Origin of the sequence: Bradyrhizobium sp., assembly GCF_035484855.1 — a bacterium.
GTDB lineage: Bacteria > Pseudomonadota > Alphaproteobacteria > Rhizobiales > Xanthobacteraceae > Bradyrhizobium.
This window is the reverse complement of sequence record NZ_DATHOP010000274.1, coordinates 1-13,447: the sequence shown is the minus strand read 5'-3', so window position 1 is coordinate 13,447 and position 13,447 is coordinate 1. Positions and strand designations below refer to the sequence as shown.

Below are 13,447 nucleotides of genomic sequence, written 5' to 3'. Positions count from 1 at the left end.
AATGGGCCGACGTGATGATGATGCTCACGCCCGACGAATTGCAGGCCGACATCTATCGCGATCACCTCGTCGCCAACATGAAGGAAGGCGCCGCCATCATGTTCGCCCATGGGCTCAACGTGCATTTCAACCTGATCGAGCCGCGCGCCGATCTCGACGTGCTGATGATCGCGCCGAAGGGCCCCGGCCATACTGTGCGCTCGGAGTATCAGCGCGGCGCCGGCGTGCCGTGCCTGCTGGCGATCCACCGCGACGCCTCCGGCAACGCCCACGACCTCTGCCTGTCGTACGGCGCCGCCATCGGCGGCGGCCGCGCCGGCATCATCGAGACGTCGTTCCGCGAGGAATGCGAGACCGATTTGTTCGGCGAGCAGTCGGTGCTGAGCGGGGGCCTCGTCGAGCTGATGAAGGCCGGCTACGAGACGCTGGTGGAAGCCGGCTACGCGCCGGAGATGGCCTATTTCGAGTGCCTGCATGAGGTGAAACTGATCGTCGATCTGATCTATGAAGGCGGCATCGCCAACATGAACTACTCGATTTCCAACACCGCCGAATACGGCGAATATGTCTCAGGTCCCCGCATCGTCAACGCGGAGACCAAGGCCGAGATGAAGCGCGTGCTCGCCGACATCCAGTCGGGCCGCTTCGCGCGCGACTGGATGCTCGAGAACAAGGTCAACCAGACCTCGTTCAAGGCCACCCGCGCCAAGCTCGCCACCCACCCGATCGAGGAAGTCGGCGCCAAACTCCGCGACATGATGCCGTGGATCAAGAAGGGCGCGCTGGTCGACAAGACGAAGAACTAAACGCGACACCGAAAATTAAAGTCTGATTGCTATACCCAAAGGCGAGATCGCAAAATACGGTCTCGCCTTTTCGGTTTCTCGAAGTATTGCCGCTTCATTCAAATTCTTCGCTCCGCGCCATCTCAGCCGGGATCGAAGAAATGAGACTTCAACCACATTCTTGATCTGAAGCGCTTTCCGCGGAATCTCGCCCGAAAGAAAGCCAAATCATGTCAAGCTCAAAGACCGGTACGCTCATCTCTTTCTTTATCACGAAATCGGTGCACTTTCGTCGGCGGAGAGTGCCCGGGCACCCCTAAAGTTCAACTGCACTGCCTGCGCGTTGTGTTACCGTGAGGTATCAAAACATCGGCAGAAGCCGGGCCGGCCATCAAATCCTGGGAGGGGAACAATGGACTCGCTCGAACGCTCGACCATGCGCAAGGTCTACCTGCGGCTGCTGCCATTTGCGGTCCTGTCTTACGTGCTCGCCTATATCGACCGGATCAATGTGAGCTTCGCAGGGCTCACGATGCGCGGCGACATCGGCATGTCGGCCGGCACCTTCGGCTTTGCGGTCGGCATGTTTTACTGGGGCTATTTCATTTTCGAGGTCCCCAGCAATGTGATCCTGGAAAAGATCGGCGCCAGGATATGGATCGCCCGGATCATGATCACCTGGGGAATCCTCGCAGGCGCGACCGCGATGGTGACGGGTCCGACGAGTTTCGCGATCGTGCGCTTTCTGCTCGGCGTCGCCGAGGCCGGCTTCTTCCCCGGCATCATCCTCTACTTTACGTATTGGTTCCCGAGCCATCACCATGCCCGCATCGTGTCGGGTTTCCTGGTCGGCCTGCCGGTTGCGGTCGCCCTCGGTGCGCCGATCTCGACGGGGCTTCTCGGCCTCGACGGCCTGTTCGGCCTGAAGGGTTGGCAGGTCATGTATATCGCGGAGGCGATCCCGACCGTGCTGATCGGCGTGGTCACGTTTTTCGTGCTGACCGACCGACCCGAGCAGGCCAAATTCCTGACCGCGGAAGAGCGCAACTGGCTCGTCAACAAGATCGCCGCCGAGCGCCGTGCCACCGAGGCGGTGCGCAAATTTACGCTGTGGCAGGCGCTTTACAATCCCAAGGTGCTGTTGCTGGCGTTGAACTATCTCGGCATCGTGACCGCGAGCCTCGGCATGCTGATCTTCATTCCGCAGATGATCAAGTCGCTCGGCAACTACAGCAACATGACGGTGGGCTGGCTCACCATGATCCCCTATATCTGCGGCGCCATCGCCATGGTGGTATGGGGGCGCATCTCCGATCGCATGAACGAGCGCCGCTGGAATCTGTTCATCGGCTGTGTGTTCTCGACGGTGGGACTGGTGATCGCCGGCCTGACGATGGGGACCTGGTGGGCGCTGGTCGGAATGTCGATCGCTGCGATGGGCTTCTATGGCTCCAAGGGTCCGTTCTTCGCGATGCCGCCGATGTTCCTCAGCGGCGCTGGGCTGGCGGCAGGCATTGCCTGGATCAACTCGCTCGGCAATCTCGGAGGCTTCTTCGGGCCGTGGTATGTCGGCGTCATGAAAGACCTGACCGGCAGCTATTCGGGCGGGCTTTACGGATTGGCATTGCTCGGACTGGTCGCCGCGATCGTCTGCGCACTGTTCCTCCACATCCCCAACCGGCTGCCCGCCTCGGCGGTCGCTGCGCCCGCGGAGTGACGCCAGGGGTTCGGGCTGCGAGCGAGACGGCCCGGATTGCGCTTGGTTCCATCCACCCTACATGAGTGCGACCAACATCAAGCGGGCGGGGCCACATCATGCGATCTGTCGTCATTACCGGCGCAACCACCGGAATCGGCTGGGCCACCGCGAAATTATTGCTCGACCGCGGCTTTCGCGTGTTCGGCAGCGTGCGCAAGCCGGCCGACGCCGACCGCCTCCGGAGCGAGCTGGGTGCGAATTTCACCCCGCTGTTGTTCGATGTCACCGACGAAGCCGCGGTGCTCGCGGCCGCCCTCGAGGTCCGCGCCGCGCTCAACGGCGAGACGCTGGCCGGGCTTGTCAACAATGCCGGCATCGCGCTCGGCGGACCGGTACTCGAACTTTCGGTCGACGATTTCCGCCGCCAGCTGGAAGTGAACGTGGTCGGGCCGGTCATCGCGACCCAGGCCTTCGCTCCGCTGCTCGGTTCGGATCCGTCGCTAAGGGGGCCCAAGGGACGCATCGTGATGATCTCCTCGGTGGCCGGGAAAAGCGGCAACCCGTTGTCATCGCCCTATGTGGCCTCCAAGCACGCGATCGAGGGGCTGTCGGAAACGCTGCGCCGGGAAATGATGCTGTTCGGTATCGATGTCATCATCATCGCGCCGGGCGCGGTGAAAACGCCGATCTGGGGCAAGACCGACGACATCGATGTTTCCGCCTATACCAACTCGCCATATGCTCCGGCGCTGGAAAAGGTTCGCGCCTTCACAAAACACCTCAGCGAAATAGCCATGCCGCCGGAAAAGATCGCCGATGCGATCGCGAACGCCCTGACCTCGCCTCACCCCAAGGTGCGCTATCAGCTGACGCCGGATCCGATGCGGCACCTGATCACTGCGATCCTGCCGAAACGCATGGTCGACAGGATTATCGCCAAGCGGCTCGGGCTGATGCCACCCGCCTGATTTAACCCGCTCGCGCCGTGCGCGGCGTTCGCGCCACAGCCATCGCGATCAGCCGCAGCGCCATCACCGCGAGCAGCGGCACCAGGAACAGCGCATAGGACGGCATCGCGGGAATCCGCTTGCCGAACGACACCATGAACTGGAACCAGAGGTAATAGCCGCCGGCGAGGTGCAGGATGCGCCAGGCGCGCGGGCCGATCGCGGCCGCCGTGCGGTCGAACGAGGTCGCCGTCATCGCGACGATGAAGGCGTAGCCGATGCCGCCGAAGATATAGGAGGCGGGACTGGTGGCCTGCGCGAACAGCGCCGGCGACATCACAGCGAAGCAGGCGATGGCAATGGCGTGGAGGCCGTGCGATGCCGCGAAGCTGACGCCAAGGTAGCGGCGGTTGCGCCGCTGCCATCGCGTCCAGGCGTTGGGCCACAGCCTTGCCAGGGCGGCGGCGCCAAAGGCGAGGCAGAACAGCAACAGCGAAGTGCGTGCGGTGAAGCGGATCACTATCCGCACGCCCTCGACCTCGAACTGCCGCATGCCCGCGATCCAGATCGAGAGGCCGGCCAGCACCAAAGTGAGCACGGCGAACACCCGCCAGCCTTCGAACCAGGGTTGCGATTGCTGCGGCATGCTGGCTTCCCTCCGTCAATGTAATCATCAGTTACATTCGGTCGGATAGCGATCGTCAAGCCGTGTAATCAGCGCTTACATTCACGATCGGGTGATGCTAGCATGCGCCATGCCCGTATCCGCCAGGCCGAAGCGACCGCCATCCCGCCGCCGTTCGCCGCCGCCGAAACCCTATCATCATGGCGACCTCCGGCGTGGACTGATCGATGCGGCGCTCGAACTGGCCGAGAAGGGCGGCGCCGATTCCGTCAGCGTGCGCGAGGCGGCGCGCCGCGCCGGGGTCTCGCCCGGCGCGCCGTTTCGCCATTTCGAAAGCCGCGATGCGCTGATGATTGCGGTCGCCGAGGAAGCGCAGCGGCGTTTCCGCATCGAGATCGCCGCGGCGCTTGCGGAAATTCCCGCCGCCGACCCGCTTGCGCGGTTTCGCGCCTTCGGCATGGCCTATCTGCGCTGGGCGATGCGCAACCCGGCCCACTTCGAGATCATCTCGAGCGGGCGCTTCTTCGACCACGACGGCGCAAGCGAGCTGTCGCGCGACAACGCCGAATTGATCGGGATGACCGAACGCCTGCTGGCGGAGGCTTTTGCGCAAGGGCAGCTTCGTTCGGCGGACCTCAAGACCGTGCTGATCGCTGGCCGGGCGCTGGTCTACGGCTTTGCCCGCATGAGTATCGATCGCCATTTGCCGCGCTGGGGCGTGGCGGAGGGTGAGGTCGGGCGCACCGCGGAAGCGATCCTCGATCTCTTCATCGAAGGCATCGCCCGGCGCTAGTCCCTCGCAATCTGCGCACTTGACGAGCGAGCAAGAACCTTCGCGTAATGCCGGGATATTCGACGCCATCGATTTTGCATGGGGCCCGACATGAACCGCACCGAATGGGGATTTTCGAGCGCACTGATCGCGATGGTGATTTTCCTGAGCGGCCCGGCCGCCGCCGACCCGTGCGACACGCTGCGCGACGCCGAGCCTCGAATCGTCGCCTGCACCCAAAGCATCAATTCGGGGAAATGGAAGGGACACAACCAGGCCGTCAACTACAACAATCGGGGCAATGCCTATCGACTCAAAGGCGACAACGACCGCGCCATCGCCGACTACAGTCAAGCGATCAGCCTCGATCCCAAGGATGCCGATTACTATAATGGCCGGGGCAACGCTTACGACGACAAGGGCGACTACGACCGCGCCATCGCCGACTTCAACCGGGCGATCAGCCTCAATCCCAAATTCGCCTATGCCTATAACGGTCGGGGCGCCACCTATGACGACAAGGGTGACTACGACCGCGCCATCGCCGACTATGACCGGGCGATCGGCCTCGACCCCCAATATCCGAACGCCTATTACAATCGCGGCACGGCATATCGCAACAAGGGCGATTACGACCGCGCCATCGCCGACTGCAACCAGGCGATCAGCCTCAATCCCAAGGATGCCGATTACTATAACGGCCGGGGCCTCGCCTACCGCAACAAGGGCGACAATGACCGCGCCATCGCCGACTACAGCCAGGCGATCAGCCTCGACCCGAAACACGCCAAGGCCTACAGAAACCGTGGCCTCGCCTACAAGGACAAGGGTGACTACGATCGCGCCATCGCAGACTATGACCAGGCGATCAGTCTCGAGCCCGCGGGCGCCATTGCCTACAATAGTCGGGGTAACGCATATCGCGACAAGGGCGACAAAGACCGCGCCATGGCCGATTACAACCGGGCCATCAGCCTCGATCCCAAAAACGACAGCGCCTACATCGGTCGGGGCAACGTATACGACGACAAGGGCGACTACGACCGCGCCATTGCCGACTACAACCAGGCCATCAGCCTCGATCCCAAGGATGTGCTGGCCCACAGTAATCGTGGCAACACCTATGGCCGCAAGGGCGACTACGACCGCGCCATCGCCGACTACAACGAGGCGATCGGCCTCGATCCGAAAAACGCCAAGGCGTTCAACAATCGGGGTTTCGCATACGCCCGGCACCAGGGCGATTACGATCGCGCCATCGCCGACTATAACCAGGCGATCAGCCTCGATCCCAAATTCGCCAGTGCCTACAGGAATCGGGGCTTCGCCTATAGCCGCAAACGCGACTACGACCGCGCCGTCGCCGACTACAGCCAGGCGATCAGCCTCGATCCGAAGAACGCCGGTATCTACGCCAGTCGCGGCCGCGTCAATCTTTATGCCGGTGCGCTTCCAAAAGCGCTTGCCGATTTCAACCAGGCGAATGCCCTCGATCCCAAGGACGCTTATACCGCGCTGTGGCTCGATATCGTCGGCCGGCGCAACAATGTCGCGAGCCGTCTGGCGCAGGCCAGTTCGCAAGTCGACATGACCAAATGGCCGGCGCCGGTCATTGGTCTGTTCCTGGGCCAGATGACACAAGCCGCCGTGCTGGCCGCGGCCGATGATCCGGACCCCGTCAAGAAGAAGGGCCAGGTCTGCGAAGCGAACTTTTATGCGGGAGAGCTGTCGTTGTTGAAGGGGACGAAGGATGATGCGGGCCGCCTGTTCCTGTTCGCCGTCGGCAATTGCCCCCGCACTTTCCTCGAATGGGATGCCGCCAATGATGAACTCAAGGCGCTTGGCATCGCGCCATGAGCCGATTCTGCCCGACCCGGGCGTATCGGCGCGACTGAAGGCGCCGAGGATAGTGCCGTCAGCCCCAGCGATGAAGACAGTTTGATGCCGATCCACATCTGCAGCACCTGCGGTACCTCGTATCCGGACACCGATGCGCCACCATCGCGCTGCCCGATCTGCCAGGACGAACGGCAATACGTGCCGCGAACGGGACAGTCCTGGACGACCCCGGAAAAGCTCGCCGGCGGCCATGTCAACGCCTGGCGCCGGCTGGAGGGCGACCTGTTCGAAATCCACACCCATCCGCAATTTGGCATCGGCCAGCGCGCCCTGCTGTTGCGCACCCAAGGCGGCAATATCCTGTGGGATTGCATCGCGCTACTGGATGAGGCGACCGAGGCGCTGGTTCGCGCATTGGGCGGCTTGCGGGCGATCGCGATCTCGCATCCGCATTATTATACGTGCATGCAGGATTGGGCGCGCGCCTTTGGATGTCCGGTCCATCTGCACGAAGCTGACGCGCAATGGGTGATGCGCGCCGATCCCGCCATCCGCCACTGGCACGGCGAGACGCTGCAAATCGCCGAAGGCGTGACGCTGCTCCGGCTTGGCGGCCACTTTCCCGGCGGGACGGTGCTGCATTGGGCTGAAGGCGCCGAGGGACGGGGCGCGATCCTCAGCGGGGATATTCTTCAGGTGGCGGCGGACCTCAGCCGGGTCAGCTTTCTCTGGAGCTATCCCAACATGATGCCGCTCGCCGCAGCGACGGTCCGCCGTATCGCCGGAACGCTGGTGCCCTGGCGGTTCGAGCGGATCTACGGCGCCTTCCCGGGGCGACAGGTGATGGCGGCAGGCAGCCGCGCGGTTGAACGCTCGGCAGCACGCTATGTCGAACTGCTCGAGGGCAGGCAGGCATAAACGCCCGCGACAAGCGGCTCGATTAAGGTTGCCGCGCGCAAATTGCCGCAAGCGCGGGCCGCTCTGTTGCGCTGTCATGACGGTTCCATTACGCTTTTATGACACGTCGCGCAGGCTCCGGCTGCGCCGTCCGTTTCCTGGCCACCGCCGGCCAAGGAGAGATGCCAGTGCCGGATTCGAGTTAGCGTCTCAAAGCCCATGGCGCCGGCGCCAAATCCAGGTCCAGTCCCCACGATCGCCGCCACCGGCCCTGGCTCGGTCGGCATCTGGCGGCTATTGGCGGTGGCGACGCCGCAGCTGGCCGCGCTCGCGCTCATGCTGCAGACCGAAACCGATTTCGGCTCGCGCAGCTGTTTTCTGCTGTCATGGGGGATCCTGAACGGCTCTTTCATCGCGCTGCTGCGGCGTCCCGCGCTGTCGGGCGCGCTGTCGCTGACGCTGGTGGTGCTGCTGGTCCTGCTGTCGCGGCTCAAGCACGACATCGTCCAGATGACCGCGAACTTCGTCGACCTGATGGTGATCGACCGCGATACCGCGGCATTTCTCTTCACCATCTTCCCCAATCTGCGCTGGTCGGTGATCGCCGCGGCCGTCCTCATCCTGCCGTTGATGGTTGCGTTGTGGCGGCTCGATCCGTTCCGCATCCGCCGCCTGCCGGCGCTGGCCTGTCTTTTGGCCTGCCTGGCGGCGCTGGTCGGCTATGCCTTTGCCTGGCCCGATGAAGCCTGGCGCGGCTATTACGACGACGGCTACCTGTCGAAATTCGCCCGCTCCGGCGTGACCGCGGTGTCGGACTTCATCAATTACGGCTTCATGGAATCGGATGTGACAGCCGATGCGCATCTCAAGGTGCCGCTCCTGGATTCCTGCCATCCGAGGGGCGTGCGGCCCAACATCATCATGATCCACGACGAGTCGAGTTTCGACATCCGCGCGGCCGGCGGCATCAAGGTGCCGCAGGGTTATGGCGGCCACTTCAAATCATTCGACGGCCGCGAGCGCAGCTTCCTCGCCGAAAGCAATGGCGGCCCGAGCTGGTTCACCGAATACAACGTGCTCGCGGGCCTGTCGTCGCGCTCGTTCGGCCGCTTCGCCTATTTCGTCACCCGCATCGCCTCGGGCCGCGTCGAGCGCGGACTGCCGCTTTCGCTGCGCCGCTGCGGCTACGATACCATTTCGCTCTATCCGGCCTTCGGCGCATTCATGAGCGCGCGCAGCTTTCAGGTGACCACCGGCATCCAGCATTTCTACGATGCCCATGACCTCGGCGCCCGCGACGTCGAGCCCGACAGTTTCTTCTACGACAAGGCCGTCGGACTGATGGCGCAGGAGCCGCCGCATACCCCATGGTTCATGTTCGTCTATCTCGCCGCCAATCATTTTCCCTGGGAGACGAAGTTTCGCCCCGACCTGATGCCATCCTGGCGCGGGCCCGGTAACGAGCCGGTGGTCGACGAATATCTGCGCCGGCAGGCGATGAGCGCCGACGACTACCGCGCCTTCCTCGCGGGGCTGAAACGGCGGTTTCCGGCGGAACCGTTCCTGATCGTGCGCTATGGCGATCACCAGCCGGAATTCTCGCCGCACGTGCTCGATCCGGAACTCGGCGAAGCGGGCGTCGGAAAGAAGCTGGAGAATTACGATCCGCGCTATTACGCGACCTATTATGCCATCGATGCCATCAACTTCGAACCGGTCGAGAGCCCGACGCGCATGGACACCATCGACGGCCCGTATCTGCCGCTGGTGATCCAGGAAGCCGCCGGCATCCCGCTCGATCCCTCCTTCGCCGAGCAGAAGGACATCATGCTGCGCTGCAAGGGGATGTTCTATGCCTGCAAGGACGGCAGCGAGGCCCGCCGCTTCAACCGGCTTTTGATCGACGCGGGGCTAATCCAGGGATTGTAGGCCGGCCGACACAGGTTCCCTGTGAAGGGACGCATGCGGCAGCCTTGAGTGTGGCCCTGCAGACCTGCTACTATGGCGCTGCAGCGGCCTTTTCGGGGTTTTCTCGCCATGGTGATGCGTCTATTCGCGCCACAATTTCTTGTGGTTTGGGCCTTTCTCGGCTCCGCGGTCGCGGTTCATTTCCGCGGCAAGGTGCGGCTCGGATTCTGGCGGCAATTTTCCGACCATTCCACCATCATGGCGCCCTATAACGTCCTGATGTACCTGTTTTCGGCGGTGCCGAACCGGCCGATCCTGCAGGTCGGAATGGTCCCCGAGCTCAACCTGCTTCGCGACAACTGGCAGACCATGCGGGAAGAGGCGCTGGCATTGTTCGCGCAAGGGCAGATCAAGGCCGCCGACAAATACAACGACTGGGGTTTCAACTCGTTCTTCCGCACCGGGTGGAAGCGGTTCTATCTGAAATGGTATGGAGCTGCGCTGCCGTCGGCGCTCGCCAATTGCCCGAAGACGGTCGAGCTCCTGAATTCGATCCCGAACGTCAAGGGCGCGATGTTCGCAAGCCTGCCGCCCGGCGGCAAATTGGTGCAGCACCGCGATCCCTATGCCGGCTCGCTGCGCTATCATCTGGGCCTGCTGGTGCCGAAGACGGCGGGCGAATGCCGGATCTTCATCGACGGCCAGCCCTATTATTGGCGCGAGGGCGACGACATCCTGTTCGACGAGACCTATCTGCACTATGCCGAGAACACCACCTCCGACGACCGCATCATCCTGTTCTGCGACGTCGAGCGTCCCTTGCGCACCCGCGCCATGACCGCGGTCAACCGCTGGGTCTCGACGCACATCATCAACGAGAGCGCGACCCAGAACGAAGAGGGCGAACACGTCGGCTGGATCAACCGCGTCTTCGGCTCGGTCTATCAGGTGCGGCTGTTGGGCAAGCGGATGAAGGCCTGGAACAAGCGCGCCTACTACGCGGTGAAATACCTGGTGATCGGCGGCATCATCGCGGCTTTCCTCGCCACCGCCTTCACCTGAGAGGCCGGGCGGCGTATCCGCAATCTCCGTGCGGTGCGCTGCAAAATCCTGACTTTTTCCTCTCCCAAAAGCTTGACCCGGCGCACCCACTTCATGCGATATGAAGCCATGAACCCAATTCGCGCGATATCGGTCGTTCTCGCGATCGTCCTCTGGTCGTCCGCGTCGGCGCAGACGGTCAAGTTCGAGGACTCGGCGGCATTGCTGGGCGCCAGCTGCGCCAAGGACATCGACACCAATTGCCGCGGCGTCAATCTCGACGCCGTCAGGATGAAGGACTGCCTTTATCGCAATCAGGATGTGCTGTCGCCGCAGTGCAAGAGCGACTATGGCCGGGCTTTTGAGGCAATCGCCAAGCGGGTCGCGGCCCGCGCCGCGGTCACCAAATTATGCGAACACGACGTCGCCAAACTCTGTCCCGGCACGCTAAAGGGCAGCGGCGAGGCCATCGCCTGCCTGGCGGCGGGACCGCGCGGGATCGGCATCAATTGCAACAAGGCCGTCAGCGAAGCGGGGTATCGCTGATGCCCGCGAATGCGAAAATCCGATTGCGTGTGGCCCTGCTGGTCGCCGCGCTGACCGGTTTTGCGGCGCTGCCGTGCCGGGCGCAGACCCAGGCGGCGGAGGCGCCGGACGACTGGGTCGGCAAACTCGCCGTCTCCGCAACGAGCCCCGATCTCGACGTCGCAGCGCTGCGGCAACAGGCGGCCGACCGGATCAAAGCGAGGTCGAAGGCCGACGCCGCGCCGCTGAAGCGTCCGCCGGTCGCGCCCGAATTGTCACAACTGCCGCAGATCAGTGCCGACATCCAGTTCGACGAGGACGCGGCCGTGGTTCGGCCCGAGTCCTACCGCACGCTCGGCCGCATCGCCGATACGCTGACCCATCCCACGCTGCTCGGATACAGATTCCTGATCATCGGCCATACCGCGTCGACGGGTAGGCGCGAGAACAATCTGACGCTCAGCCAGCGCAGGGCCGACGTGATCCGCGATATCCTGGTCGGCACCTTCAAGGTTTCGTCCAAGCGCCTGCAGTCGCTCGGTCTCGGCGAGGAGCAGATGCTGGACAGCGCCCGTCCGACCGCGCCGATCAACCAGGCAACCCAGGTTGCGACCGTCGGAAGCGTGCTCGAGGCAAGCTCTCCCCCCGTCGCCCCCGCAGTCGCCCCTGCGAAAAAAGGGACCCACAAGGCCAAGCACTAGTTTGTAGCTTGTAGGGTGGGTTGGAGAAGGCGTAACCCACCGTCAAGTCGGACGTCGCGAGGAATCGGTGGGTTACGCCTTCGGCTAACCCACCCTACCGATTCTGCAACGGCGTCGACCTTTACCCAAGGAGTCAAATGATAGCGGATAACCTGGAAGTGGCCGTGGATCCTCAGCCAGCCGAGCGAGACGAACTGCTCAGGGGTTTTGCGCGCGCCCTGTTCAAGAACGACATGGATGCGCTCTATCGCGTCGTCGCGCCCGGCTTCGTCTGGAGTTTCCACGACGGCCTCGCTGTTGTGAAAACGCTGGCCGATCCCGCCGCGATCCGTGCGCATCTCGCCGAGCAGAGGGCAAAATTCTCCGCGCAGCGGTTTCACGAGGTGGCGTACCATCACGCCGGCGATGTGACCTTCATGACCTTCCGCGTCAGCGAAACGCTGCGCGACACCGGCGAGCAGCGGGAGCAGCGCGGCATCGAGCGCTACACCTTCAGCGACGGCAAGCTCGCGACCAAGGACGTTTACCGCAAACCGGTTTAAGTCGCTGCGTAGGGTGGGCAAAGGCGCACTTGCGCCGTGCCCACCGACTCTCGCGCAGCATTGAAAATGGTGGGCACGCTTCGCTTTGCCCACCCTACAAATTGCTACCGCCCGATCTTCTCCCACAGCCAGCGCGCCACCGCATCCGGCGATGACGCGCCGTCGCCGCCGGCGGCGCGCAGATTGGCCTCGCGCATGTCGGCGATGTCGATCTTGCCGAGCAGCGGGGCCAGCGCGGCGCGCAACGCTTCGTCGCCGGCGCGCTTCGGCGCCAGCAGCACGATGGCGTCATAGGGCGGAATGGCGTGCCTGATATCGTCGAGTGCGACGAGATCGTATTTCGCAATCAGGCCGTCGCTGGTATAGCCCGCGATCACGTCGACCTCGCCGGAAGCGACTGCCGCATACATGAAGTCCGGCTGCATCTGCCGCTGCGCGCGAAAGTTCAAACCGTAGGCCTTTTGCAGGCCGGCCCATTCCGGCCGCGAGAAGAATTCGTAATCGCCCGCGATCGACATCATCGGCGCGTGCGATGCGAGATCGGCGATCGAATGGATACCGAGCGCCTCGGCGCGCCTGCGCGGCATCACCAGCGCATAAGCGTTTTCGAAGCCGAGTTCGCCCAGTAGCGTGATCCTCTGTTGCGCCAAAATAGCCTTCAATTCACCCAGCAACTCCTCGCGCGGCCTGATATCGCTGTGGTGAAACTGGTTGGCCCACAGCGTGCCGGAATAATCGACATAGACATCGATGTCGTTGGTCACCAGCGCATCGAAGATCACGTTGGAGCCGAGGCCTTCGCGGGTGGTCGCGATCAGTCCCGCCGCCTGCAGCCGCTGCGCGATCAGCGCCGACAGCACATATTGCTCGGCAAAGGTCTTTGCGCCGACGATGTAGCTCAACGGCGAGCGCGCCAGCGTCGGCATCAGCGTTGCCGCGGCCAGTGCGGCAATGCCGGCGCCGCCGAGCAGGGTGCGGACGCGGCTGCGCTTGCGGATGCCGGTCTCGATCAGGGCCAGCAACTGGTCGACCGCGAGCGCAAGGACCGCGGCGGCGAGGCAGCCGAACAGCACGAAGACCCAGTTCTGCGTCTGCAATCCTGCAAAGATGTAATTGCCGAGGCTGGTCTGGCCGATCGGGGTCGAAAGCGTCGCGGTGCCGATCAC

13 protein-coding genes are annotated in these 13,447 nt (G+C 63.4%); 11 read left to right on the top strand and 2 right to left on the bottom strand.

Annotation, left to right across the window (positions count from 1 at the left end; genetic code table 11):
- The 3 genes from ilvC to VK804_RS31305 all read left to right on the top strand — a co-directional run.
- Nucleotides 1–806 (top strand): ketol-acid reductoisomerase (gene ilvC / locus VK804_RS31315; protein ID WP_325752163.1); only part of this gene is annotated, 806 nt, incomplete at its 5' end.
- Between the two features lie 391 nt (nt 807–1,197).
- Nucleotides 1,198–2,502 (top strand): MFS transporter, encoded by a 1,305-nt coding sequence (locus VK804_RS31310; RefSeq protein ID WP_325752162.1) that lies wholly within the window; start codon nt 1,198–1,200, stop codon nt 2,500–2,502.
- Between the two features lie 98 nt (nt 2,503–2,600).
- The gene (locus VK804_RS31305) at nt 2,601–3,452 is read left to right on the top strand and encodes an SDR family oxidoreductase (protein ID WP_325752161.1); all 852 of its coding nucleotides are present in this window, start codon (nt 2,601–2,603) and stop codon (nt 3,450–3,452) included.
- Nucleotide 3,453: 1 nt separating this feature from the next.
- Here VK804_RS31305 and VK804_RS31300 read toward each other — a convergent pair whose 3' ends face one another.
- The gene (locus VK804_RS31300; protein ID WP_325752160.1) at nt 3,454–4,077 is read right to left on the bottom strand and encodes a hypothetical protein; all 624 of its coding nucleotides are present in this window, start codon (nt 4,075–4,077) and stop codon (nt 3,454–3,456) included.
- Nucleotides 4,078–4,186: 109 nt separating this feature from the next.
- Here VK804_RS31300 and VK804_RS31295 point away from each other — a divergent pair, with 109 nt between their 5' ends.
- The 8 genes from VK804_RS31295 to VK804_RS31260 all read left to right on the top strand — a co-directional run bounded on the left by VK804_RS31295 (nt 4,187) and on the right by VK804_RS31260 (nt 12,281).
- Complete coding sequence (locus tag VK804_RS31295; protein ID WP_325752159.1) at nt 4,187–4,849, top strand: TetR/AcrR family transcriptional regulator; 663 nt, start codon at nt 4,187–4,189, stop codon at nt 4,847–4,849.
- Between the two features lie 90 nt (nt 4,850–4,939).
- A complete protein-coding gene (locus VK804_RS31290) occupies nt 4,940–6,685 on the top strand; it encodes a tetratricopeptide repeat protein (protein WP_325752158.1) in 1,746 nt (581 codons plus the stop codon).
- Between the two features lie 84 nt (nt 6,686–6,769).
- Complete coding sequence (locus VK804_RS31285; RefSeq protein ID WP_325752157.1) at nt 6,770–7,585, top strand: MBL fold metallo-hydrolase; 816 nt, start codon at nt 6,770–6,772, stop codon at nt 7,583–7,585.
- Between the two features lie 198 nt (nt 7,586–7,783).
- On the top strand, nt 7,784–9,493 hold the full coding sequence (locus VK804_RS31280; protein WP_325752156.1) for a sulfatase-like hydrolase/transferase: 1,710 nt from the start codon (nt 7,784–7,786) through the stop codon (nt 9,491–9,493).
- A gap of 108 nt (nt 9,494–9,601) precedes the next feature.
- The gene (locus VK804_RS31275) at nt 9,602–10,534 is read left to right on the top strand and encodes an aspartyl/asparaginyl beta-hydroxylase domain-containing protein (protein WP_325752155.1); all 933 of its coding nucleotides are present in this window, start codon (nt 9,602–9,604) and stop codon (nt 10,532–10,534) included.
- A gap of 108 nt (nt 10,535–10,642) precedes the next feature.
- Nucleotides 10,643–11,059 (top strand): hypothetical protein, encoded by a 417-nt coding sequence (locus VK804_RS31270; RefSeq protein WP_325752154.1) that lies wholly within the window; start codon nt 10,643–10,645, stop codon nt 11,057–11,059.
- Complete coding sequence (locus tag VK804_RS31265) at nt 11,059–11,739, top strand: OmpA family protein (RefSeq protein ID WP_325752153.1); 681 nt, start codon at nt 11,059–11,061, stop codon at nt 11,737–11,739. Before VK804_RS31270 ends, VK804_RS31265 begins: the two co-directional genes overlap by 1 nt.
- Nucleotides 11,740–11,903: 164 nt before the next feature.
- Nucleotides 11,904–12,281, top strand: coding sequence for a nuclear transport factor 2 family protein (locus tag VK804_RS31260; protein WP_325752152.1), 378 nt, complete (start codon nt 11,904–11,906; stop codon nt 12,279–12,281).
- A gap of 104 nt (nt 12,282–12,385) precedes the next feature.
- Here the strand turns inward: VK804_RS31260 and VK804_RS31255 are convergent.
- Nucleotides 12,386–13,447 (bottom strand): glycine betaine ABC transporter substrate-binding protein (locus tag VK804_RS31255; RefSeq protein WP_325752151.1); only part of this gene is annotated, 1,062 nt, incomplete at its 5' end.